Annotated in this window: 16 protein-coding genes and 1 tRNA gene; 13 read left to right on the plus strand and 4 right to left on the minus strand. The window is 60.5% G+C overall.

Translation table 11 applies throughout. The annotated features are described in order from the left end of the window. Window positions 1–23 precede the first annotated feature (23 nt). The 4 genes from C4K38_RS29135 to C4K38_RS29150 all read left to right on the plus strand — a co-directional run bounded on the left by C4K38_RS29135 (window position 24) and on the right by C4K38_RS29150 (window position 6,259). Window positions 24–1,946 carry a PrkA family serine protein kinase gene (locus C4K38_RS29135; protein ID WP_025807357.1) on the plus strand — a complete coding sequence of 641 codons (1,923 nt, stop codon included), beginning with the start codon at window positions 24–26 and terminating at the stop codon, window positions 1,944–1,946. A gap of 188 nt (window positions 1,947–2,134) precedes the next feature. Next, window positions 2,135–3,406 (plus strand): YeaH/YhbH family protein, encoded by a 1,272-nt coding sequence (locus C4K38_RS29140; RefSeq protein WP_025807356.1) that lies wholly within the window; start codon window positions 2,135–2,137, stop codon window positions 3,404–3,406. Beyond that, window positions 3,403–4,965: a SpoVR family protein gene (locus C4K38_RS29145; RefSeq protein ID WP_053281154.1), complete on the plus strand. Its 1,563-nt coding sequence runs from the start codon at window positions 3,403–3,405 to the stop codon at window positions 4,963–4,965. The genes C4K38_RS29140 and C4K38_RS29145 overlap by 4 nt, the downstream gene beginning before the upstream one ends. Window positions 4,966–5,029: 64 nt before the next feature. After that, entirely contained in the window at window positions 5,030–6,259 is a 1,230-nt protein-coding gene (locus tag C4K38_RS29150) for a multifunctional CCA addition/repair protein (RefSeq protein WP_053281155.1), read from the plus strand. 82 nt (window positions 6,260–6,341) lie between these two features. On the opposite strand, the gene folK is transcribed toward C4K38_RS29150, so the two are convergent. Continuing rightward, on the minus strand, window positions 6,342–6,860 hold the full coding sequence (gene folK, locus C4K38_RS29155; RefSeq protein ID WP_053281156.1) for a 2-amino-4-hydroxy-6-hydroxymethyldihydropteridine diphosphokinase: 519 nt from the start codon (window positions 6,858–6,860) through the stop codon (window positions 6,342–6,344). Beyond that, on the minus strand, window positions 6,851–7,204 hold the full coding sequence (gene folB / locus C4K38_RS29160; protein WP_007926118.1) for a dihydroneopterin aldolase: 354 nt from the start codon (window positions 7,202–7,204) through the stop codon (window positions 6,851–6,853). The genes folK and folB overlap by 10 nt, the downstream gene beginning before the upstream one ends. 74 nt (window positions 7,205–7,278) lie before the next feature. Between folB and plsY the strand changes: the two genes are divergently transcribed. Then, the gene (gene plsY, locus C4K38_RS29165) at window positions 7,279–7,848 is read left to right on the plus strand and encodes a glycerol-3-phosphate 1-O-acyltransferase PlsY (protein ID WP_009051169.1); all 570 of its coding nucleotides are present in this window, start codon (window positions 7,279–7,281) and stop codon (window positions 7,846–7,848) included. Window positions 7,849–7,889: 41 nt separating this feature from the next. Here plsY and tsaD read toward each other — a convergent pair whose 3' ends face one another. Then, a complete protein-coding gene (gene tsaD, locus C4K38_RS29170; RefSeq protein ID WP_009045890.1) occupies window positions 7,890–8,915 on the minus strand; it encodes a tRNA (adenosine(37)-N6)-threonylcarbamoyltransferase complex transferase subunit TsaD in 1,026 nt (341 codons plus the stop codon). 200 nt (window positions 8,916–9,115) lie between these two features. On the opposite strand from tsaD, the gene rpsU reads away from it, so the two are divergent. The 6 genes from rpsU (at window position 9,116) to C4K38_RS29200 (ending at window position 18,715) form a co-directional block, all read left to right on the plus strand. Next, window positions 9,116–9,331, plus strand: coding sequence for a 30S ribosomal protein S21 (gene rpsU / locus C4K38_RS29175; RefSeq protein ID WP_002551877.1), 216 nt, complete (start codon window positions 9,116–9,118; stop codon window positions 9,329–9,331). 469 nt (window positions 9,332–9,800) lie between these two features. Then, complete coding sequence (gene dnaG, locus C4K38_RS29180; protein WP_053281157.1) at window positions 9,801–11,765, plus strand: DNA primase; 1,965 nt, start codon at window positions 9,801–9,803, stop codon at window positions 11,763–11,765. Between the two features lie 67 nt (window positions 11,766–11,832). Continuing rightward, window positions 11,833–13,680 carry an RNA polymerase sigma factor RpoD gene (rpoD, locus tag C4K38_RS29185; RefSeq protein WP_007926106.1) on the plus strand — a complete coding sequence of 616 codons (1,848 nt, stop codon included), beginning with the start codon at window positions 11,833–11,835 and terminating at the stop codon, window positions 13,678–13,680. Between the two features lie 124 nt (window positions 13,681–13,804). Continuing rightward, complete coding sequence (locus tag C4K38_RS29190) at window positions 13,805–17,548, plus strand: bifunctional diguanylate cyclase/phosphodiesterase (protein ID WP_053281158.1); 3,744 nt, start codon at window positions 13,805–13,807, stop codon at window positions 17,546–17,548. Between the two features lie 15 nt (window positions 17,549–17,563). Next, window positions 17,564–17,640: transfer RNA gene (locus C4K38_RS29195), tRNA-Ile, on the plus strand. A gap of 271 nt (window positions 17,641–17,911) precedes the next feature. Then, complete coding sequence (locus tag C4K38_RS29200) at window positions 17,912–18,715, plus strand: WaaZ-like lipopolysaccharide core biosynthesis protein (protein ID WP_053281159.1); 804 nt, start codon at window positions 17,912–17,914, stop codon at window positions 18,713–18,715. 87 nt (window positions 18,716–18,802) lie between these two features. Here the strand turns inward: C4K38_RS29200 and C4K38_RS29205 are convergent, their stop codons facing one another. After that, window positions 18,803–21,157: a glucose/quinate/shikimate family membrane-bound PQQ-dependent dehydrogenase gene (locus C4K38_RS29205; RefSeq protein WP_053281160.1), complete on the minus strand. Its 2,355-nt coding sequence runs from the start codon at window positions 21,155–21,157 to the stop codon at window positions 18,803–18,805. A gap of 214 nt (window positions 21,158–21,371) precedes the next feature. Between C4K38_RS29205 and C4K38_RS29210 the strand changes: the two genes are divergently transcribed. Continuing rightward, entirely contained in the window at window positions 21,372–21,833 is a 462-nt protein-coding gene (locus C4K38_RS29210) for an Lrp/AsnC family transcriptional regulator (protein WP_053281161.1), read from the plus strand. Window positions 21,834–22,015: 182 nt separating this feature from the next. Next, window positions 22,016–23,713, plus strand: coding sequence for a flavin monoamine oxidase family protein (locus tag C4K38_RS29215; RefSeq protein WP_053281162.1), 1,698 nt, complete (start codon window positions 22,016–22,018; stop codon window positions 23,711–23,713). The last annotated feature ends 43 nt before the right edge of the window (window positions 23,714–23,756 follow it).

A 23,756-nucleotide genomic window follows, 5' to 3' on the forward strand; every position in this document is an offset into this window, starting at 1 on the left:
CACGTATCGAGCGAGGTGACGTCATGAGTATTTTTAGCCACTTCCAACAACGCTTCGAATCCACACGCCAGGAAGAGTTCTCGCTACAGGAGTACCTGGAGCTCTGCAAAAAGGATCGTAGCGCCTACGCGTCGGCCGCTGAGCGCCTGCTTCTGGCTATCGGCGAACCGGAGCTGCTGGACACATCGACCAATTCGAGACTGTCACGGATCTTCTCCAACAAAGTGATCCGTCGCTATCCGGCCTTTGAAGACTTCCATGGAATGGAAGAATGCATCGACCAGATCGTCTCCTATTTCCGCCATGCCGCTCAGGGCCTGGAAGAGAAGAAACAGATCCTCTACCTCCTCGGCCCTGTCGGTGGTGGTAAATCATCCCTGGCCGAGAAACTCAAACAACTGATCGAGAAGGTGCCCTTCTACGCCATCAAGGGCTCCCCGGTATTCGAGTCGCCTCTTGGGTTGTTCAACGCCACGGAAGATGGCGCAATCCTCGAAGAAGACTTCGGTATCCCACGGCGCTACCTGAACACCATCATGTCGCCCTGGGCTACCAAGCGCCTGTCCGAGTTCGGCGGCGACATCAGCCAGTTCCGGGTGGTCAAGCTCTATCCCTCGATCCTCAACCAGATCGCCGTCGCCAAGACCGAACCGGGGGACGAGAACAACCAGGACATTTCCGCACTGGTGGGCAAGGTCGATATTCGCAAGCTGGAAGAATTCCCGCAGAACGACGCCGATGCCTACAGCTACTCGGGCGCGTTGTGCCGGGCCAACCAGGGCCTGATGGAGTTCGTCGAAATGTTCAAGGCACCGATCAAGGTGCTGCACCCATTGCTGACAGCCACCCAGGAAGGCAACTACAACAGTACCGAGGGTCTGGGCGCTATCCCCTTCACCGGCATCCTGCTGGCCCACTCCAACGAATCGGAATGGCACACCTTCCGTAACAACAAGAACAACGAAGCCTTCATCGACCGAATCTATATCGTCAAGGTCCCGTACTGCCTGCGGGTCAGCGACGAAGTCAAAATCTACGACAAACTGCTGTTCAACAGCTCCCTGTCCAGGGCGCATTGCGCTCCCGACACCCTGAAAATGCTCGCGCAGTTCACCGTGCTCTCGCGCCTCAAAGAGCCGGAGAACTCGAACATCTACTCGAAAATGCGCGTCTACGACGGCGAGAACCTCAAGGACACCGATCCGAAAGCCAAGTCGATCCAGGAGTACCGCGACGCCGCCGGCGTGGATGAAGGCATGAATGGCCTGTCGACCCGCTTCGCCTTCAAGATCCTGTCGAAAGTCTTCAACTTCGATCCCCACGAGATCGCAGCCAACCCGGTGCACCTGCTCTACGTGCTCGAACAACAGATCGAACAGGAGCAATTCCAGGCGGAAACCCGCGAGCGTTACCTGCGCTTCCTGAAGGAATACCTGGCTCCGCGTTACATCGAGTTCATCGGCAAGGAAATCCAGACCGCGTACCTGGAGTCCTACAGCGAGTACGGCCAGAACATCTTCGACCGCTATGTGCTCTATGCGGACTTCTGGATTCAGGATCAGGAATACCGCGATCCGGAAACCGGCGAGATCCTCAATCGGGTCGCGCTCAACGAAGAACTGGAGAAAATCGAGAAACCGGCCGGCATCAGCAATCCGAAGGACTTCCGCAACGAGATCGTCAATTTCGTACTGCGGGCCCGAGCCAACAACAACGGCAAGAACCCGACCTGGCTCAGTTACGAAAAACTGCGGGTGGTCATCGAGAAGAAAATGTTCTCCAACACCGAGGACCTGCTCCCGGTCATCAGCTTCAATGCCAAGGCCAGCAAAGAGGATCAACAGAAACACAACGACTTCGTTACCCGAATGGTCGAGCGCGGCTACACCGACAAACAGGTACGACTGCTGTCCGAGTGGTATCTGCGGGTCAGAAAATCGCAGTAACCCGCCGGTTGCACCGGTTGTCGTTAGCCAGGAGCCTGTCTCAGCGATTTCTGCTACACAGGCTTCAGGAAGCGCGTTTGAACGTTCGCAGCGAGGCTCGGGCAGAGTACCGGCGGCAAGACACTTTACCGCCCCCTCTCCCCGTCCGGGCCGCTTGCGAGCTTCAAGACCGCTTCTAAGGAGCAGTCATGAGTTATGTGATCGACCGACGTCTCAATGGCAAGAACAAGAGCACGGTAAACCGTCAGCGGTTTCTGCGGCGCTATCGTGACCACATCAAGAAGGCCGTCGAAGAGGCGGTCAGCCGCCGTTCCATCACTGACATGGAGCATGGCGAACAAATCAGCATCCCAGGCCGGGATATTGACGAACCGGTGCTCCATCATGGGCGCGGCGGCAAACAGACCGTGGTGCACCCGGGAAACAAGGAGTTCACGGCCGGCGAGCACATCGCACGCCCTCAAGGCGGGGGTGGCGGAGGCGGTCGGGGCAAGGCCGGCAACTCCGGCGAAGGCATGGACGAGTTCGTTTTCCAGATTACCCAGGAAGAATTCCTCGAGTTCATGTTCGAGGACCTGGAACTGCCGAACCTGGTCAAGCGCAACCTGACCGGGACCGACACCTTCAAGACCGTCCGGGCCGGGATCAGCAACGAAGGCAATCCTTCTCGCATCAATATCATCCGGACGCTGCGCTCGGCCCACGCCCGCCGCATCGCCCTGTCCGGCAGCAGCCGGGCAAAACTGCGCGAAGTCAAAGAAGAACTTGAACGCCTGAAACGCGAAGAACCGGACAACTTCGGCGATATTCAGGAAATGGAAGCGGAAATCGAGCGCCTCAGTGCCCGTATTCATCGGGTGCCGTTCCTCGACACCTTTGACCTCAAGTACAACCTGCTGATCAAACAGCCCAACCCCAGTTCCAAGGCCGTGATGTTCTGCCTGATGGACGTTTCCGGCTCGATGACCCAGGCAACCAAGGACATCGCCAAGCGCTTCTTCATCCTTCTGTACCTGTTTCTCAAGCGCAACTACGACAAGATCGACGTGGTGTTCATTCGCCACCACACCAGCGCGCGCGAAGTGGACGAGGAGGAATTCTTCTACTCCCGGGAAACCGGCGGCACTATTGTCTCCAGTGCGTTGAAGCTGATGCAGGAGATCATGGCCGAACGCTATCCGAGCAACGAGTGGAACATCTACGCCGCCCAGGCTTCCGACGGCGACAACTGGAACGACGATTCGCCGATCTGCCGCGACATCCTGATCAACCAGATCATGCCCTTCGTGCAGTACTACACTTACGTGGAGATTACCCCGCGCGAACATCAGGCCCTGTGGTTCGAATACGAGCGCATCGCCGAAGCCTTTTCCGATACTTTCGCCCAGCAGCAACTGGTCTCGGCCGGAGATATCTATCCGGTCTTCCGTGAACTCTTCCAGCGCAGGTTAGTGACATGACCGCCAGAGAGCAGAAACGCCAGCCTATCTCCACCGGTTCGGAATGGACGTTCGAGCTGATCCAGGCCTACGACCGCGAAATCAGCCGTATCGCGGCGCGTTACGCCCTGGATACCTATCCCAACCAGATCGAAGTGATCACTGCCGAACAGATGATGGATGCCTATGCCTCTGTCGGCATGCCCCTGGGTTATCACCACTGGTCCTACGGCAAGCACTTCCTCAGCACCGAAAAGTCCTACAGTCGCGGCCAGATGGGACTGGCCTACGAGATCGTGATCAACTCGGACCCTTGCATCGCCTACCTGATGGAAGAAAACACCATCTGCATGCAGGCGCTGGTGGTGGCCCACGCCTGCTATGGCCATAACAGCTTTTTCAAGGGCAACTATCTGTTCCGCACCTGGACGGATGCCAGTTCGATCATCGATTACCTGGTGTTCGCCAAGCAGTACATCATGCAGTGCGAAGAGCGCCACGGCATCGATGCCGTGGAAGACCTGCTGGACTCCTGCCATGCCCTGATGAACTACGGGGTGGACCGCTACAAACGTCCTTATCCGATTTCCGCGGAAGAAGAACGGCGCCGGCAAAAGGACCGGGAAGAACACCTGCAGAAACAGATCAACGACCTGTGGCGCACCATTCCCAAAGGCACCGACAAGTTCAGCGACAAGGACAACGCGCGCTTCCCCGCCGAACCTCAGGAAAACATCCTGTATTTCATCGAGAAACACGCACCGCTGCTGGAGCCGTGGCAGCGGGAAATCGTGCGGATCGTGCGCAAGATCGCCCAGTATTTCTACCCGCAACGCCAGACCCAGGTGATGAACGAAGGCTGGGCAACGTTCTGGCACTACACCCTGATGAACGACCTGTATGACGAAGGCCTGGTGACCGATGGCTTCATGATGGAATTCCTCGCCTCCCACACCAGCGTGGTCTTCCAGCCCGGCTTCGACAGCCCCTACTACAACGGCATCAACCCCTACACCCTGGGGTTCGCCATGTACCGCGATATCCGGCGCATCTGCGAAGAACCGACCGAGGAGGACCGTCGCTGGTTCCCGGAACTGGCCGGGACCGACTGGCTTTCCAGCATCAAGTTCGCCATGAGCAGCTTCAAGGACGAGAGTTTCATCCTGCAGTACCTGTCGCCCAAGGTCATCCGCGACCTCAAGCTGTTCAGCATCCTGGACGACGACCAGAAAGACGACTTGCTGGTACCGGCCATTCATGACGAAAGCGGCTATCGGATCATCCGCGAAACCCTCGCCGCCCAGTACAACCTGGGCAACCGCGAGCCTAACGTGCAGATCTGGAGCATCGACAGACGGGGCGACCGCTCGCTGACCCTGCGCCACCAACAGCATGACCGCAAACCATTGGGCGACTCCACCGACGAGGTCCTCAAGCACCTGCATCGGCTGTGGGGGTTCGACATCCACCTGGAAACCCTGCAGGGCGATCAGGTGATGAAAACCCATCACGTACCGCCAAAAAGCGATCACAACGAAGGGGACTACGGCCGCCTGGACCTGGCCGTCATCCATCTCTGAGCGCATGACAAACCTCCGAAAGCTCGGCGTAAGGGTTATTCTGTCGAGCTAACGGAGGTTTTTTATGCAGATTTACAAGGTCGGTGGTGCAGTACGCGATCGCCTGCTGGGCAAACCGGTAACCGACATCGACTGGGTGGTAGTCGGCGCCACGGCCGAAGAAATGCTCGCCAAGGGCTTTCGCCCGGTGGGCTCGGACTTTCCGGTCTTTCTTCACCCCAAGAGCGGCGAGGAATACGCCCTGGCCCGTACTGAACGCAAGAGCGGTCGGGGTTATGGCGGCTTCACCTTTCACGCCAGCCCCGAGGTCACCCTCGAAGAAGACCTGATCCGCCGCGACCTGACCATCAACGCCATGGCTGAAGACGACCACGGCGTGCTGACGGATCCGTATCACGGCCAGCAGGATCTGGAAAACCGCCTGCTTCGCCATGTTTCCCCGGCATTCGCCGAAGATCCCTTGCGTGTCCTGCGTATTGCCCGCTTTGCGGCTCGCTATGCTGGGCTCGGCTTTCAGGTGGCGCCTGACACCCTCGAACTGATGCGCCAGCTCAGCGAATCAGGCGAACTGGAAGACCTGACGCCGGAACGCAGCTGGAAGGAAATCTCCCGCGCACTGATGGAGGATCACCCCCAAGTATTCATCCAGGTGCTGCGCGACTGTGGGGCGCTCAAAGTCCTGCTGCCTGAGGTGGACGCGCTGTTTGGCGTTCCGCAACCCGCCGCCCATCACCCGGAGATCGACAGTGGCGTGCATACACTGAGCGTTCTCGAGCAGGCAGCACTGCACAAACAGCCATTGAGCGTGCGTTGGGCGTGCCTGTTGCACGACCTGGGCAAAGGCCTGACACCGCAAAGTGAATGGCCTCAACACATCGCGCACGAGCACAAGGGCCTGAAGCTGATCAAACAGGTCAATGAGCGCTTCAAGGCGCCACGCGACTGCCAGGAGCTGGCGCTGCTGGTGGGCCAGTACCACACCCACGGCCACCGCGCCCTTGAACTGAAACCTTCGACATTGGCGGAGCTGCTGCAAAGCTTTGACGTGTACCGTCGACCGCAGCGTTTCGAGGAGTTTATCACCGCCTGTGAAATGGATGCCCGCGGCCGTCTTGGACTGGAGGAGCGCGCCTATCCCCAGGCTGACTATCTGCGCGGTGCGGCCATTGCGGTGCGAACGGTAGCAGTACAGCCGCTGCTGGAGCAGGGGTTCAAGGGGCCGGAGCTGGGAGAAGCGCTGAAACGGGAGCGGCTGAAGGCACTGAAGGTCTACAAGGAACAGCACTCACAGTAAGGAACATCACGAGCAAGCGCCTCCGTAGGAACCAGCTTGCTCGCAAGCCGATCGCCGTCGGCCAGAACTACGCCAGCCAGAGCTATCCCAGCTCCGGCGGCGTCAGCTGCCTGCCCCGCCACTCAAAGGCCACGGGGGCCAGCACCTGGTCGATCCGGGCCTCGCGCCAGAGGGTGGCGAAGTCCTGCCCGGCCAGCGGATGAACCCTTTCCGGCGCCATCAGCGACAAGGGCCAAAGCACAAAGGCGTTCTTCAGAATCTCGGCGCGCGGCAGGATCAAACCGTCAAAATTACCCACCAGATCGCCGTACAGCAGCACATCGATATCCAGCGGCAAGCCTTTGCGGTCCGGGGCATAACGACCGTTGTCCGCCTCGATGAACTTCAACCGACGGTCCAGCTCCATCAGCGGCAGATCGGTAAAGGCCGAAACCACCAGATTGAAAAAAGGTCCGCTTTTGATCCCCACCGGCTGGCTTTCGAATACCGCCGAGCAGCGCATATCCAGCAGGAAGCCCGCCAGGGCATCGAGCCCGGCCAACAGATGGGTTTCGCGCTCGATATTGCTACCGAGCCCAAGAAATATCTGAGTTAGCGACATCCGCGCTCGATCTCCACGCCAACACCTTTGGCGGCCGCGACAGCACCGGGTTTGGTCAGCTTGAGGTGCAACCAGGGAATATGGAACTCGCTCATCAGGACTTCCGCCAGACGCTCGGCAAAGGTTTCCACCAACTGGAATTGCGCCTGTTCGGCAAACGCCTGGATCCGCGAAGACACGCTGGCATAGTCGAGCGCCAGGGTCAGGTCGTCACCGGCCGCGGCCGGGCGGTTGTCCCAGGCGAAGCTCAGGTCAAGGCGCAGGCACTGCCGGATGCCTCGCTCCCAGTCGTAGGCACCGATCACCGTGTCGACTTCCAGGCCCTCGATAAACACTCTGTCCAAGCACTCTTCTCCGCAGCACGACAAGGGCGCAATGCGCCGTTAGAATCAGGGCGTCCTCGCCCGGAATAGTTAGCATGTTTTGGTTACTGGCGATCTTCGCCTACCTGCTCGGCTCGCTGTCCTTCGCCATCTTGCTCAGCCGCCTGACCGGTACACCCGACCCGCGAATGAGTGGCTCGGGCAATGCCGGCGCCACCAACATGCTGCGCCTGGCCGGCAAGAAACTTGCGGTACTGACCTTGCTCGGCGATCTGCTCAAAGGGCTGTTACCCGTGCTGATCGCCAGTCTCGCAGGCCTTTCGCTCCAACAACAGGCCTGGATCGGGCTCTACGCCGTACTGGGCCACCTGTTCCCGGTGTACTTTCGCTTTCGCGGCGGCAAGGGTGTCGCCACCGCCGCCGGGATGCTGCTGGGGCTTTACCCGCCAGCGGCGCTCCTGGCCATTGCCGCCTGGCTCCTGACCTTCTACCTGACCCGCACCAGCTCGCTGGCGGCCTTGATCGCCACACCCTTGACCTTGCCATTGCTGGCTTGGCAGGCGCCAGCGGCGCTGCTGCCGATGAGCGTACTGACACTGCTCATCGTCTGGCGCCATCGCGGCAATCTACGCGACCTGTTTGCCGGGCGCGAACGGCATTTCTGAATCCTGAAGATGAACCGGGCTCAGATCGGGTAGATACCAACTCACAACGGCGACAGCTGCTCCATCGGCCAACGCGCCTGCACACTGATCGCCAGGCTCTCCTGCTGACCGGCCTGCAAGCGCTGGCAACCGGCAAACGCGATCATCGCGCCGTTATCGGTGCAGAACTCAGGACGGGCGTAAAACACATTCCCTTTCATCTCGCCGAGCATTTTCTCCAACGACGCGCGCAGAGCCTTGTTGGCGCTCACACCGCCAGCGATTACTAGACGTTTGAGTCCTGCCTGCTTCAAGGCTCGTTTGCATTTGATGGTCAGAGTTTCCACCACCGCCTGCTGGAAGGCGAGCGAGATGTCGCAACGGGTTTGTTCGCCGTCGTCCCCAGCGCTGACGCATTGCTGCCAGGTGTTCAGGGCGAAGGTTTTCAAGCCGCTGAAACTGAAATCCAGCCCCGGACGATCGGTCATCGGCCGCGGGAAAACAAAGCGCCCAGCCACGCCCTGCGCGGCCAGGCGCGCGATTTCCGGACCGCCCGGATAATTCAGGCCGATCATCTTCGCCGTCTTGTCGAAGGCTTCACCGGCAGCATCATCCAGGGTTTCACCCATCAGCTCGTATTGGCCGATGCCATCGACTCGCACCAGCTGCGTATGGCCGCCGGAAACCAACAAAGCGACGAACGGAAACTCCGGCGGTTGTTCTTCCAGCATCGGGGCCAGCAAGTGGCCTTCCATATGGTGCACACCCAGCGCCGGGATACCCCAGGCGAAGGCCAGCGCCTGGGCACAGGAAGCGCCCACCAGAAGGGCTCCGACCAGGCCTGGGCCCGCGGTATAGGCAATGGCATCGATTTCGGTCGGCACACAGTCCGCCTCCGCCAGGACCTGACGGATCAGGGGCAGCATGCGCTTGACGTGATCGCGAGAGGCCAGCTCAGGCACCACGCCACCGTAGGCCCGATGCAGGTCGATCTGACTGAACAGCGCGTCGGCCAGCAGGCCCCGCTCGCTGTCGTAAAGCGCGACGCCGGTTTCGTCGCAGGAAGTTTCTAATCCCAGTACTAGCATGGGTTTGCGCCTTGTAGAGGCTAAATTCGAAGGCGCGCATAATAGTCGCCACTCCCTCAGCCGACCAGCGGTTTTCGATCAGAGGCTTTGCATTCCGAGCGATGAGGGGTTAACATCCGCAACCCTTAAAAACCGACGACCTCAGCCGCGATTTTTGCGACGAGAACGTTGACCCCGGTAATGAATGAAGGTAGCTCTGGATGCCAGCCGTCAAAGTTAAAGAGAACGAACCCTTCGACGTAGCTCTGCGTCGTTTCAAGCGCTCCTGCGAAAAAGCCGGTGTTCTGGCTGAAGTTCGTAGCCGCGAATTTTACGAGAAGCCGACTTCCGAGCGTAAGCGCAAAGCAGCTGCTGCTGTTAAGCGTCACGCCAAGAAAGTTCAGCGCGAACAGCGCCGCGCCGTACGTCTGTACTAATACACAGACGTTCGCTGCAAGCTTCTGCCAAGCCCGGCCCTCAGCCGGGCTAATGGCATTTGCGGACAACGCTTGATGCTTCACCGTCAACGCCGCCCATGCGACCGAGACAATCCGCTTCACCACGTCAGACCTGGCTTCCTGCCAGCGGTGCACGTCTCTTCTGACGAGCCTTCCAAGGCTACTGACGAGCACACTTTTATTCTGATTCCTCAACAGACTCAACCCAAGGCGCCCTTCTCCAGCGCCCGCTTATGAGCCATCCGAGACCTGTCGGACTCAGAGCAATATCTTCAAATAGTCGAAGACTGATTGAAACTAACGTCAGTGGACTTTCGGCAGATACACTTCCCGATAGCGATCAAGCCGACGACAGATGGTCGAACGCGCAGCCGTTGCGCCTCGAACAGCCCTCTTTCGAAGCCTTCGCATTGGTCCAATTCTTTCGCGCAGTGATGACGAGAACGCCATGGCCGGGCTAATTCCCCAGAGCTTTATTGACGACCTTCTGAACCGCACCGACATCGTCGATGTTGTCAGCTCGCGCCTGCAGATGAAAAAGGCCGGCAAGAACTACACCGCCTGCTGCCCGTTCCACAAGGAAAAGACCCCCTCCTTCAGCGTCAGCCCCGACAAGCAGTTCTACTACTGCTTCGGCTGTGGCGCAGGCGGGAACGCCCTCGGCTTCATCATGGACCACGACAACCTGGACTTCCCCCAGGCAGTCGAGGAACTGGCCAAAGCCGCTGGCATGGAAATCCCGCGGGAGGAAAGCGGTCGCTCGCACAAGCCCCGACAGCCGACCGACTCGCCGCTCTACCCGCTGCTGACCGCCGCCGCCGACTACTATCGACAGGCCCTGAAAAGCCATCCAGCCCGCAAGGCAGCGGTCGATTACCTCAAGGGCCGCGGCCTGACCGGCGAGATCGCCCGCGATTTCGGACTCGGCTTCGCTCCGCCCGGCTGGGACAATCTGTTCAAGCACCTGAGCAGCGATACCCTGCAGCAGAAAGCCATGATCGACGCCGGCCTGTTGATCGAAAATGCCGAAACCGGCAAACGCTACGATCGCTTCCGCGATCGGGTGATGTTTCCAATCCGCGACAGCCGCGGCCGGATCATCGCCTTTGGCGGCCGGGTACTGGGCGACGACAAGCCGAAATACCTGAACTCACCGGAAACCCCGGTGTTTCACAAGGGGCAGGAGCTTTACGGCCTGTTCGAAGCCCGCAAGAACAACCGCAACCTCGACGAAATCATCGTCGTCGAAGGCTACATGGACGTGATTGCCCTCGCCCAACAGGGCCTGCGTAACGCCGTCGCGACCCTGGGCACGGCCACCAGCGAAGAACACCTCAAGCGTCTGTTCCGCATCGTGCCCAGCGTCCTGTTCTGCTTCGACGGAGACCAGGCCGGGCGCAAGGCCGCCTGGCGCGCGCTGGAAGCAACCCTGTCCAGCCTGCAAGACGGCCGCCGGGCGCGCTTTCTGTTCCTTCCCGAAGGGGAAGACCCGGATACCCTGGTCCGCTCCGAGGGCACCGATGCCTTTCGCGCACGCATCAATCAACATGCTCAACCGCTGGCCGATTACTTCTTCCAGCAACTGACCGACGAAGCGGATCCACGCTCGCTCGAGGGCAAGGCCCACCTGGCCACCCTGGCGGCACCGTTGATCGACAAGGTCCCCGGAGCCAACCTGCGGACCCTGATGCGCCAGCGCCTCAGTGAAATTACCGGGCTCAACAACGAGACCGTCAACCAGTTGGTGCACAGCGCCCCACCAGAAGCGCCTCCAGTGTACGACGCCGGCATCGATTACGACGGAATACCGGACTACGCCGACTACCACGAGCAGCAAGAAGCCTACGTGCCGCAGCAGGAGTGGACGCCGAAGAAAAGTGGCGCGGGCGGCAAGAAGTGGGAGAACAAGCCCTGGGACAAAAAGGGCAAGCGTAATGGCGATCGTGATCAGCCACGTGCCCCGCGCGTCCCGGCCGCCGTCGAACCCCCAACACTGTCAGCCCTTCGAACATTGCTGCATCACCCGCAACTGGCCGAGAAAGTTGAAGACGCCGGGCATTTCGCCGCCGACGACAACACCAATACCCAGTTGCTGGTCGCCCTGATCGAAGCCGTGCAGAAAAATCCTAAGCTACGCTCTATTCATCAACTGATGGCGCGCTGGCACGGCACCGAACAGGGCCGCCTGATCAAGGCGCTGGCGGAAAAGGAGTGGTTGATTGAGGGCGACAACCTTGAACAACAGTTTTTCGACACCATTAAAAGCTTGTCCGCTCGTCAAAGTGAGCGTGCTTTGGAACAACTTCTCAGGAAATCGCGTCAAAGCGAATTGAGTGGCGAAGAAAAAATTCAGCTACTCGAGCTTTTAAAACGCAATGTTCCCGCATCAAACCCGACCTCAACTGGCGCGTGAGGTCATAGCTCGGGTATAATCCTCGGCTTGTTTTTTGCCCGCCAAGACCTTCAGTGGATAGGGTGTTATGTCCGGAAAAGCGCAACAGCAGTCTCGCCTCAAAGAGTTGATCAGCCGTGGTCGTGAGCAGGGTTACCTGACTTACGCGGAGGTCAACGACCACCTGCCGGAGGATATTTCAGATCCGGAACAGGTGGAAGACATCATCCGCATGATCAACGACATGGGGATCAACGTATTCGAGAGTGCTCCGGATGCGGATGCCCTTTTGTTGGCCGAAGCCGATACCGACGAAGCAGCAGCTGAAGAAGCCGCCGCAGCGTTGGCGGCTGTGGAAACCGACATTGGTCGCACTACCGACCCAGTGCGTATGTACATGCGCGAAATGGGTACGGTAGAGCTGCTCACACGTGAAGGCGAAATCGAAATCGCCAAGCGTATCGAAGAGGGTATCCGTGAAGTGATGGGCGCGATCGCGCACTTCCCTGGCACGGTTGAGCACATCCTCTCCGAATACACTCGCGTCACCACCGAAGGTGGCCGCCTGTCCGACGTCCTGAGCGGTTACATCGACCCGGACGACGGCATTGCACCGCCTGCCGCCGAAGTACCACCGCCTGTCGATGCCAAGGCCGCGAAAGCGGACGACGACACCGACGACGATGACGCCGAAGCCAGTGACGACGAAGAAGAAGCCGAAAGCGGTCCGGACCCGGTCATCGCAGCCCAGCGCTTTGGCGCCGTTGCCGACCAGATGGAAATCACCCGCAAGGCGCTGAAAAAGCACGGTCGTGAACACAAGCAAGCCCTGGCTGAAATGCTGGCGCTGGCTGAACTGTTCATGCCGATCAAACTGGTTCCGAAGCAATTCGAAGGCCTGGTTGAGCGTGTTCGTAGCGCCCTGGATCGCCTGCGTCAGCAAGAGCGCGCGATCATGCAGCTCTGTGTTCGTGATGCTCGCATGCCACGCGCCGACTTCCTGCGCCAGTTCCCTGGCAATGAAGTGGACGAAAGCTGGTCCGACGCGCTGGCCAAAGGCAAGGCCAAGTACGCCGAAGCCATCGGCCGCCTGCAGCCGGACATCATCCGTTGCCAGCAGAAGCTGACCGCGCTCGAGACCGAGACCGGCCTGACGATCGCCGAGATCAAGGACATCAACCGTCGCATGTCGATCGGCGAGGCCAAGGCCCGTCGCGCGAAGAAAGAGATGGTTGAAGCCAACTTGCGTCTGGTGATCTCCATCGCCAAGAAGTACACCAACCGTGGCCTGCAGTTCCTCGACCTGATCCAGGAAGGCAATATCGGTTTGATGAAAGCGGTAGACAAGTTCGAATACCGTCGCGGCTACAAGTTCTCGACTTATGCCACCTGGTGGATCCGTCAGGCGATCACTCGCTCGATCGCCGACCAGGCGCGCACCATCCGTATTCCGGTGCACATGATCGAGACGATCAACAAGCTCAACCGTATTTCCCGGCAGATGTTGCAGGAAATGGGTCGCGAACCGACTCCGGAAGAGCTGGGCGAACGCATGGAAATGCCTGAGGACAAGATCCGCAAGGTATTGAAGATCGCTAAAGAGCCGATCTCCATGGAAACCCCGATCGGTGATGACGAAGACTCCCATCTGGGTGACTTCATCGAAGACTCGACCATGCAGTCGCCAATCGATGTCGCCACCGTTGAGAGCCTTAAAGAAGCGACTCGTGAAGTACTCTCCGGCCTCACTGCCCGTGAAGCCAAGGTACTGCGCATGCGCTTCGGCATCGACATGAATACCGACCACACCCTTGAGGAAGTCGGTAAGCAGTTCGACGTTACCCGTGAGCGGATTCGTCAGATCGAAGCCAAGGCGCTGCGCAAGCTGCGCCACCCGACGAGAAGCGAGCATCTGCGCTCCTTCCTCGACGAGTAATACCAAGACCCCCAGCCCTGCTGGGGGTTTTGTTTTGTGCAGTTTAAAACGCCCCTGCGCCTCACTCCCTGCGGATTGCCCGTCTACACTCGAAACATTCCCCCCGTGCCATAACGAGACCGTTATGCCCAGACTGCCGACCGTGCTGGTGCTGTCGCTGCTCGCCTGGACCGCAACGGCCGGCGCGCTGACGCTCACCGATGAAGAACGAGGCTGGCTTTCCGCTCACGCGGAGTTGCGCCTGGGCGTCGATGCATCATGGCCGCCCTTCGAATATCGCGATGAGGAGGGGCGCTACCAGGGCCTTGCGGCGGACTATATCCATCTGATCCAGGATCGCCTGGCGATCACGCTCAAGCCGATAGAACCCGCCAGCTGGAGCGAAGTGCTCGAAGCCGCGAAAAAGGGCAATCTGGACCTGCTACCGGGCATCATGTCGACCCCGGAACGGCAAAATTACCTGGCCTTCACCCGCCCGTACCTCGACTTCCCTATCGTGATCCTGGCCCATAAAGGCGGTGCGCAACCTCGCAAGCTCACGGACCTGTATGGCCTGAAGATCGCCGTCGTGGAAAATTACGCCCCCCACGAACTGCTGCGCACTCATCATCCCGACCTGAACCTGGTCGCCCTGCCCAATGTGAGTTCGGCCTTGCAGGCACTGGCCCTCAATCAGGTCGATGCCGTGGTCGGCGATCTGGCCTCCAGTGTCTGGAGCCTACGGCAGCAGAAGCTGGATGGACTCTATGTCAGTGGCGAAACACCCTACCGCTATCAGCTGGCCATGGGCGTCCCTCGCGACAGCAAGATACTGGTAAGCATTCTCGACAAGGTGCTGGCTGACATAAGCCCGGCGGAGGTCAACGAAATCCAGCAGCGCTGGGTTGGCAATGTGCTCGACCACCGTTCGTTCTGGTCGGACCTGCTGTTCTATGGCCTGCCGGGGCTGCTCCTGCTGTTTGCCGTGCTGGCAGCGGTGATCCGCATCAATCGCCGGCTGAGCTCCGAGATCGCCCGCCGCGTGGCCCTGGAACAGGAACTGCGCAGCAGCGAATACCATTATCGCGGCCTGGTCGAAAGCCTTTCAGCGATTGCCTGGGAGGCGCGCATCAGCGACTTCACCTACAGCTACGTGTCGCCCCATGCCGAGCAACTGCTGGGCTATCCCCTTTCGCACTGGCTGATTCCCGGGTTCTGGAGAAACATCATCCATCCCGCCGACCTGACGCGCGCCCAGCACTTCTGCGACCACGAAGTCCTGGCCGGGCGCGATCACAGCCTGGATTACCGAGTAATCACCGCCGATGGCCGCTGCCTGTGGGTTCGCGACATCGTCAGCCTGATCGAGCACGGGCATGAACCGATCATGCGCGGCCTGATGATCGATATCAGCGAAACAAAACGCACCGAAGAGGCCCTGCAGCTCTCGGAACAGAAGTTCGCCTCGGTCTTCCAGCAGTGCCCGGACATCCTGGTCATTGCCCGCCTGTCGGATGGCTGCCTATTGGAGGTCAACGAGGCGTTCGAAGAGCAGATCGGCCTGAGTGCCGGGCAAGTCGTGGGCCAGACGGCCACCGAGCTGAATATCTGGGGTATTCAGGGCGTCGGCCCGGGGCTGCTGCAACGCTTGCAGGCCGGCAGTATCCGCAACCTGGAAATGCCCTTTCGGCGCAGCAACGGCCAGCTGTTCACCGGACTGATCTCCGCCGAACCCTTCGACCTAGACACCACGCCCGCCCTGGTCGTGGTGGTTCGCGACATCAGCCAACTGAAGGAAACCCAGCAGCAGCTGCAAACCTCCGAAGAGAAGTTCGCCAAGGCTTTCCACGCCTCGCCCGACGGCCTGTTGCTAAGCCGCCAGCGCGATGGCTTGCTGATTGAAGTCAACGAAGGTTTCAGCCGCATCACCGGCTTCAACAGCGCCATGTCTGTCGACCGTTCCACGCTGGACCTGGGCATCTGGGTCAACCTCAACGAACGCCGGCAGATGCTCGACCTGATGCAACGGGATGGCTTTGTGCGGGATTTCAGCTGCCATATTCGCCGCAATGACGGTCAGATCCGCCTCTGTGAGCTCTCCAGCCGGCCGCTGCCGATCGGTGACGAAGACTGCATGCTGACCATCGCCCGCGACATTACCGAGCGCCACCTGATGCAGGAGAAGCTGCAACAGGCCGCCACCGTGTTCGAGAGCACCGCTGAAGGCGTACTGATCACCGATACCCAGCAGCACATCAGCGCGGTCAACCGGGCGTTCACCGAAATCACCGGCTACAGCGAAACCGAGTCCCTGGGCCACACTCCGCGCCTGCTGGCTTCCGGCCTGCATGACAGCGCCTTCTACGCTGCCATGTGGCATCAACTGACCGCCGAAGGCCATTGGCAGGGGGAAATCTGCAATCGACGCAAAAATGGCGAGCTGTACCCCAGTTGGTTGACCATCAGCGCAGTGCGCAACAAAGACCGCTTCATCACCCACTTCGTCGCGGTATTCGCCGATATCTCCAGCCTCAAGCACGCCCAGGCCAAGCTCGATTACCAGGCACACCATGATCCGCTGACCGGCCTGCCGAACCGCACCCTGTTCGAAAGCCGCCTGCTGACCGCGCTCAACAGCCAGCAGGAGAACGGCGGCCAGGGCGCTGTGCTGTTTCTTGATCTGGACCGCTTCAAGCACATCAATGACAGCCTCGGCCACCCGGTCGGCGACCTGCTGCTCAAGGGCATTGCCGTGCGCCTGAAAGAGCAACTGCGAGATATCGACACCGTCGCCCGCCTGGGTGGCGACGAGTTCATCATCCTGCTTCCCGGGCTGCAGCAGCCCAGCGATGCCGACCATATCGCCAACAAGCTGCTGAACTGCTTCACCGCGCCGTTCCAGGCGGGCGAGCATGAGTTCTTCATCAGTGCCAGCATCGGCACCAGCCTCTACCCCAAGGACGGTTGCGACGTGGCCACGCTGGTCAAGAATGCCGACGCTGCCATGTACCGCTCCAAGGCCAAGGGTCGCAACCGGGTCGAAAGCTACACCCGCGACCTGACCGCCCAGGCCAGCGAGCGCGTGGCCCTGGAACATGAACTGCGGCGAGCCATCGAACGCAACGAGCTGTACCTCTACTACCAGCCCAAGATCAGGCTGGGCGACCAAGAGCTGGTGGGCGCCGAAGCGCTGATTCGCTGGCATCACCCGACCTTTGGCGATGTCCCGCCCGAGCACTTCATCCCCTTGGCCGAAGAGAACGGCATGATCCTGCAGATCGGCGACTGGGTACTGGAACACGCCTGTCAGCAGCTGCGTGAGTGGAACGAGTGTTACGAGAGTTTCGGCCCGCTCTCGGTCAACCTCGCCGGCGCCCAGTTGCGCCAGCCGAACCTGCTGGGGCGGATTGAACAACTGCTGAAAGACAACCGCCTCAAACCCGGCTTCCTGCAGCTGGAAATCACCGAGAACTTCATCATGAGCCAGGCCGAGGAAGCCCTGGCGGTCCTGCACCAGCTCAAGCGCCTGGGCGTTCAGTTGGCCATCGACGATTTTGGAACCGGCTACTCGTCCCTGAGCTACCTCAAGCGCCTGCCGCTGGATTTCCTGAAAATCGATCAATCTTTCGTCCGCGGCCTGCCCGATGACCCCCACGATGTGGCGATCGTACGGGCCATCATCGCCCTGGGCCGCAGCATGCAATTCACCGTGATCGCCGAAGGCGTGGAAACCCACGAACAGCAGGTATTCCTCGGGAACGAAGGCTGCGAACAGATCCAGGGCTACATCATCAGCCTGCCGCTGAGCGCCGACGAATTCGCCGCGACCTTTCTGCGCCTTCCCGTTTCGGATTTTTCGGATAGCACAGCCGAGAAACCGTCGCTATAATCCGCGGCCTACTGAGGGCCTATAGCTCAGTCGGTTAGAGCAGAGGACTCATAATCCTTTGGTCCACGGTTCGAGTCCGTGTGGGCCCACCATCTTTGAAAGCCGCGCATTGCGCGGCTTTTGCGTATTTAAAGCGCTGTAAACCCCTCGATTCGGCCATCAGGCCGGCAAAGCAGCCGATCATTTCTTCCAAGAAATCAGCCCTAGCGCACAACTATTAAAAACCACGACGGTCATAAACGCATGGAAGTCGCGTATGGCCTCCGCTTGGTCTTGGACAGCACTTCTATCAATGGGGAAGAGCCTGTCCTTTCCCCGACGTGATGCACCACCTAAGCCACCCATAATAATCAGAGTGGCCTGATGATTCGGACACAACACATGGAAGTAGTATCTACGGCGCCTTCGCCTGGCCCGGTAGCGGGGTTCGCACGTTGCCGGAATATTCAGCAAGGCCCGGTTTTCATCATTGCATCCGGTAGTTCGGCAAAGGATTTTCCCATCGAAGCCTTTGCGAACATCCCGATGATCACCATGAACGGAGCCATCTCGATGTTCCGCGGGACCGGCATACGGCCCTTTTTTTATGCCTGCTCCGATACCAGTTTCTCCCTCCAGCAACCCGAGCTCTTCGCCCAGGCGATGGATCTCAGCCAGCGTGTGGCGCTCTGGGAAGAACATGCCCGGACGATTCCGATCCAGCCTCGCGGCGAGCTGTTTCTACTGAAGAAAGCACCACGACAGACCTGGAAGGAGCGATTGCTCAGGAGCAACCGCGATCTGGTTCGCCCTCCTCTGCTCTGGGGCAACAGGAGCCGGACCATCGGCTTCAGCAAGAATCTCGAGCTGGGGTTCTTCGACGCCCGCACGGTGGCTTATCTGGCGCTGCAACTCGCCTATCATGCCGGCTTCGATACGGCGATCCTGGTGGGCGTCGACCTGAGTCCTGCCCAGGGGCGCTTTTATGAAACGCCAGACAGCTTCAAGTCGCCCTGCGGCCTGGACCAGCACCTGCAATCGCGGATCCTGCCGTCCTTGAAGCTGATGTCGGACAAGGTCATGGGCAAGGACTTCGCGGTGTACAACCTGTCCCCCACGTCGCGCATTCCCAGCTCGATCATTCCCAACATCAGCCTCGACGAGCTCGGCAAACTGGTTGATCGCTGAGTTTTTTCGCAAGCGAACGGACAGCCTGTATCCGCCCACAAAAAAAAAGCGCAGGGCGCGGTTTTTCTGTAAGGCCGGGATCAGCCGTTATTCGGGCAATGCATAAGCGATCACATAGTCCCCACGGTCCGGCGACTGACGCGCGCCGCCAGCGGTCAGCAGGATGTACTGCCGGCCGGTCTTCGGCGATACGTAGGTCATCGGCCCCGACTGGCTGCCCACCGGCAGGCGGGCTTTCCAGATTTCGTTGCCATTGCCTGTATCGAAGGCGCGCAAGTAGAAGTCCTGGGTGCCGGCGAAGAACAACAGGCCGGACTGGGTCGCCAGGGACGCCCCCAGGGTCGGCATGCCGATCGGGATTGGCATGTGCATGCGAATGCCCAGGGGACCGGTGTCCTGCACGGTACCGACCGGTACCTGCCACACCAGCTTCTTGGTTTTCAGGTCGATGGCCGACATGGTGCCGAACGGTGGCTTCTGGCACGGAATACCGGCAGGCGAGAGGAAACGCTGGCGCATCGCCCCAAACGGCGTGCCGTCCTGAGGCACTACGCCCATTTCGATGCCGCTGGCCCCGGCCGCGATCTTCGCGCGCGGGATCATGTAGTTGGCCAGGCCCAGGCGCATATCGTTGACGAACATATAGTTGCTGTTCGGGTCCACCGACACGCTGCCCCAGTTCATGCCACCCAGGGAGCCCGGGAACTGCAAGGCGTGATCCATGCCTGGCGGGGTGTAGACGCCTTCATGGCGCATGCCCTTGAACTGGATGCGGCACATCAACTGGTCGAACGGTGTGGCGCCCCACATATCCGACTCGGTGAGGGTCTGGTTGCCGATCGACGGCATCTCCACCGAGAACGGCTGGGTTGGCGAGTAGCGTTCGCCCGGCATATTGCCCTGCGGCACCGGACGCTCTTCCACCCGGGCGATAGGCACTCCGGTTTCGCGGTTGAGCAGGAAGATCTCACCCTGCTTGGTGACCTGCGCCAGCGCCGGCTGGACTCCGCCCTTGTCGTCCGGCACGTCGTACAGCAGCGGCTGCGCCGGCAGGTCGAAGTCCCACAAATCGTGGTGAGTGGTCTGGAAGTGCCAGCGCACCTGACCGGTTTTCACATCCAGGGCGACAATGGACGAACTCCATTTGTCGTCGAGTTCCGTGCGCTGGCCGGCGAAGAAGTCTGGCGTGGCGTTGCCGGTCGGCAGGTAGACCAGACCGAGCTTGGCGTCATAGGACATGGCCGACCAGACGTTTGGCGTACCGCGGGTATAGGTCTCGCCCGCCGGCGGACGCTTGGTGGTGTTCGGGTTGCCCGGATCCCAGGCCCAGACCAGTTCGCCGCTGCGCACGTCGTAGGCGCGAACCACGCCCGGTGGCTCGCCGATGGAATAGTTATCCGCCACCCGGCCGCCAACTATGACCACATTGCCGGCCACCAGCGGCGTCGAGGTCTGCTGGTAGTAGCCAGGCTTCACTTCGCCCATGTCGGTTTTCAGGTCGACCGTGCCTTTGTCGCCGAAGTCTTCGCACGGCTTGCCGGTTTCTGCGTTGATCGCGATCAGACGCGCATCGCCAGTCGGCAGGAACAAACGCTTGGCGCAGGCGGCCGGAGCGGCAGCAGGCTCGGTGGAGGCATCGAAATAACCCAGGCCGCGGCAACGCTGCCAGTTAGGCGCCGAACCTTGCGGGTCGAACCTCCAGCGTTCGGCGCCGGTGTCGGCGTCCAGGGCGAACACCTTGCCGTAGGCGGTGCAGGTATAGACCCTGTCACCGATCTGCAGCAGTGTGTTCTGGTCTTCGGCGCCCGCGCCGGTGCTTTGCGGAATATCGCCGGTGCGGAAAGTCCAGGCCACCTGCAACTGGTCGATGTTGTCCTTGTTGATCTGGTCCAGCGCGGCAAAACGATTGCCGGCAGTGGTATTGCCCCAATGGGCCCAGTCCTTCTGCTCGGTACCTGGAGCCACAGGCTTGATCGCCGGCTCGCTGCTGGCCTTGACCACATGGGTCGGCACGAACATGTAGGCCAGGGTCGCCACGACGCCAATGCCCAGCACACCCGCCAGGCCATAAGCACCACGGCCGGCGGTCGCGCCCGACGCACGCACCAGGGTTGGATAGATCAGCGCCACCACCAGGCCGATAACGGCGAAGGTCAGCACTCGCGAAACCAGTGGCCAGTACTCCAGCCCGGCATCCCAGACCGCCCAGATCGCCGTCAGCACCAGTGCCACCCCGTACAGCCAGGCGCCACGCGGGTTACGCCGGGCAATCAGCAGCCCGGAAACGATCATCGCCAAGCCCATCAGCAGGAAGAACCAACTGCCACCCAGACTGACCAGGTACCCGCCCCCGCCGGCCAGTCCCAGGCCGATCAATGCGATCAGCACACCCAGCGCCCACAGCAGCCATTTGCTGCCGGTGGCAGCCCCAGAATTATTCATGTCGGAAATTTCTCCCATTCTTTGCGTGGCGCAAGAATGTACTAACCAGTTACTTATGACAACTTGTCGCAGGCAATTCGTGACAAAAAATCTCATGGGTGCCACTGAGCCTAGCCGTCACAGCACAGCCCGCAGCCAATACGCCATGCCACGAGCATCGCCCCCAGCGAGCCTGTAACATGCTCGGCCACCGTTGCCCGCGCCGGAGTTCACCTTGTCTGACAGCCGCCCTCTCGTCCTCGACGAAATCGACCGCCAACTGATCGCGGCCTTGCAGATCAATGCCCGCGAAAGCGTGGCCATGCTCGCCAGGCAGCTGGGGATCGCCCGTACCACCGTGACCTCGCGCCTGGCGCGGCTGGAAAAGGCACGGGTGATTACCGGTTATGGCGTGCGCCTGGGTCAGCGGGTCATCGATGGCGGCTTGCAGGCCTACGTAGGGATCAAGGTGCAGCCGCGCTCCGGCAAGGAGGTACTGCGGCGCCTGAGCGCCATGGCCCAGGTCCAGCAACTCTGCGCGGTGAGTGGGGAATTCGACTATGTCGCCTGGCTGCGCACCGATTCGCCGGAGCAGCTGGACCAGTTGCTCGACCAGATCGGCAGTGTCGACGGCGTGGAAAAGACCACCACCTCGATCATCCTCAGTAGCAAGATCGACCGCGGGCATCCCGTCTGAAGAGCCTTTCCCTGCCCCGAAACGCACAGCTCGTCACTTCGCACAACAAAACCGTCATATTGTTCATCGATCATTCAAAACGACGACACTTTGCGTCTTATTAACGTGCGCAACGCTCCCTAGAATGGCTGCCATCTTTTCCTATACTCAGCGCTCTGCTCGAGTTGCCAGCAAGGTCAGCCATGAACAAGAACAATCGCCATCCTGCAGACGGTAAGAAACCCATCACCATTTTCGGCCCGGACTTCCCGTTCGCCTTCGACGACTGGATCGAGCACCCGGCCGGCCTGGGCAGCATCCCCGAGGCCAACCATGGCGCCGAAGTGGCGATTGTCGGGGCCGGTATTGCCGGGCTGGTGGCGGCCTACGAGCTGATGAAACTGGGCCTCAAACCCGTAGTGTACGAAGCCTCGAAAATGGGCGGTCGACTGCGCTCCCAGGCGTTCGAAGGCGCCGAAGGGATCATCGCCGAGCTGGGCGGCATGCGCTTTCCAGTGTCCTCCACGGCCTTCTATCACTACGTCGACAAGCTGGGTCTGGAGACCAAGCCCTTTCCCAACCCGCTGACGCCGGCTTCCGGCAGCACCGTGATCGACCTCGAAGGCCAGACTCACTACGCGCAGAAGCTTGCCGACCTGCCAGCGCTGTTCCAGGAAGTGGCCGACGCCTGGGCCGATGCCCTGGAAGACGGTTCGCGCTTCGGCGAAATCCAGCAGGCCATTCGCGACCGCGACGTGCCGCGCCTCAAGGAACTGTGGAACACCCTGGTGCCGCTGTGGGACGACCGCACCTTCTATGACTTCGTCGCCACCTCGAAAGCCTTCGCCAAGCTGTCGTTCCATCACCGCGAAGTATTCGGCCAGGTCGGCTTCGGCACCGGCGGCTGGGATTCGGACTTCCCCAACTCGATGCTGGAAATCTTCCGCGTGGTAATGACCAACTGCGACGATCACCAGCACCTGGTGGTCGGCGGTGTCGAGCAGGTGCCGCTGGGCATCTGGCGCCATGTGCCGGAGCGCTGCGCCCACTGGCCGCAAGGCACCAGCCTCAGCTCGCTGCACCATGGCGCGCCGCGCCCCGGGGTGAAACGTATCGCCCGGGCCGCCGATGGCCGCTTCAGCGTCACCGACAACTGGGGCGACACCCGTGAATACGCGGCGGTGCTGACCACCTGCCAGAGCTGGCTGCTGACCACCCAGATCGAATGCGAAGAGTCGCTGTTCTCGCAGAAGATGTGGATGGCCCTGGACCGCACCCGCTACATGCAGTCGTCGAAGACCTTCGTCATGGTCGACCGGCCGTTCTGGAAGGACAAGGATCCGGAAACCGGTCGCGACCTGATGAGCATGACCCTCACCGACCGCCTGACCCGCGGCACGTACCTTTTTGATAACGGCAAGTTCGACAACGGCGACGACAAGCCGGGGGTCATCTGCCTGTCCTATTCGTGGATGAGCGACGCCCTGAAGATGCTGCCGCACCCGGTGGAAAAACGGGTCAAGCTGGCCCTCGACGCCCTGAAGAAGATCTACCCGAAAGTCGATATTGCCGGGCGCATCATCGGCGACCCGATCACCGTGTCCTGGGAAGCCGATCCGCACTTCCTCGGAGCCTTCAAGGGTGCGCTACCGGGCCACTACCGCTACAACCAGCGCATGTACGCGCACTTCATGCAGGACGACCTGCCCGCCGAACAGCGCGGCATTTTCATCGCCGGCGACGACGTGTCCTGGACTCCGGCCTGGGTGGAAGGCGCGGTACAGACCTCGCTCAATGCGGTCTGGGGCATCATGAAGCACTTCGGCGGGCAGACCCACACCGAGAACCCGGGACCGGGCGACGTGTTCCACGAAATCGGCCCGATCGCCCTGGCCGACTGAACCTGTAGCCGCTGCCACGGGCTGCGATCGAGCACAACGCTCG

It is taken from the genome of Pseudomonas chlororaphis subsp. piscium, assembly GCF_003850345.1.
Taxonomy (GTDB): Bacteria; Pseudomonadota; Gammaproteobacteria; order Pseudomonadales; family Pseudomonadaceae; genus Aquipseudomonas; species Aquipseudomonas piscium.

Bases quoted from the DNA above. Each gene is read 5' to 3' on its own strand.
- tsaD (WP_009045890.1), bottom strand. From the start codon at position 8,915: ATGCTAGTACTGGGATTAGAAACTTCCTGCGACGAAACCGGCGTCGCG.
- dnaG (WP_053281157.1), top strand. From the start codon at position 9,801: ATGGCCGGGCTAATTCCCCAGAGCTTTATTGACGACCTTCTGAACCGC.
- plsY (WP_009051169.1), top strand. From the start codon at position 7,279: ATGTTTTGGTTACTGGCGATCTTCGCCTACCTGCTCGGCTCGCTGTCC.
- C4K38_RS29200 (WP_053281159.1), top strand. From the start codon at position 17,912: ATGATTCGGACACAACACATGGAAGTAGTATCTACGGCGCCTTCGCCT.
- C4K38_RS29140 (WP_025807356.1), top strand. From the start codon at position 2,135: ATGAGTTATGTGATCGACCGACGTCTCAATGGCAAGAACAAGAGCACG.
- C4K38_RS29205 (WP_053281160.1), bottom strand. From the start codon at position 21,157: ATGAATAATTCTGGGGCTGCCACCGGCAGCAAATGGCTGCTGTGGGCG.
- C4K38_RS29135 (WP_025807357.1), top strand. From the start codon at position 24: ATGAGTATTTTTAGCCACTTCCAACAACGCTTCGAATCCACACGCCAG.
- C4K38_RS29145 (WP_053281154.1), top strand. From the start codon at position 3,403: ATGACCGCCAGAGAGCAGAAACGCCAGCCTATCTCCACCGGTTCGGAA.
- rpsU (WP_002551877.1), top strand. From the start codon at position 9,116: ATGCCAGCCGTCAAAGTTAAAGAGAACGAACCCTTCGACGTAGCTCTG.
- C4K38_RS29150 (WP_053281155.1), top strand. From the start codon at position 5,030: ATGCAGATTTACAAGGTCGGTGGTGCAGTACGCGATCGCCTGCTGGGC.
- rpoD (WP_007926106.1), top strand. From the start codon at position 11,833: ATGTCCGGAAAAGCGCAACAGCAGTCTCGCCTCAAAGAGTTGATCAGC.
- C4K38_RS29215 (WP_053281162.1), top strand. From the start codon at position 22,016: ATGAACAAGAACAATCGCCATCCTGCAGACGGTAAGAAACCCATCACC.
- C4K38_RS29190 (WP_053281158.1), top strand. From the start codon at position 13,805: ATGCCCAGACTGCCGACCGTGCTGGTGCTGTCGCTGCTCGCCTGGACC.
- folK (WP_053281156.1), bottom strand. From the start codon at position 6,860: ATGTCGCTAACTCAGATATTTCTTGGGCTCGGTAGCAATATCGAGCGC.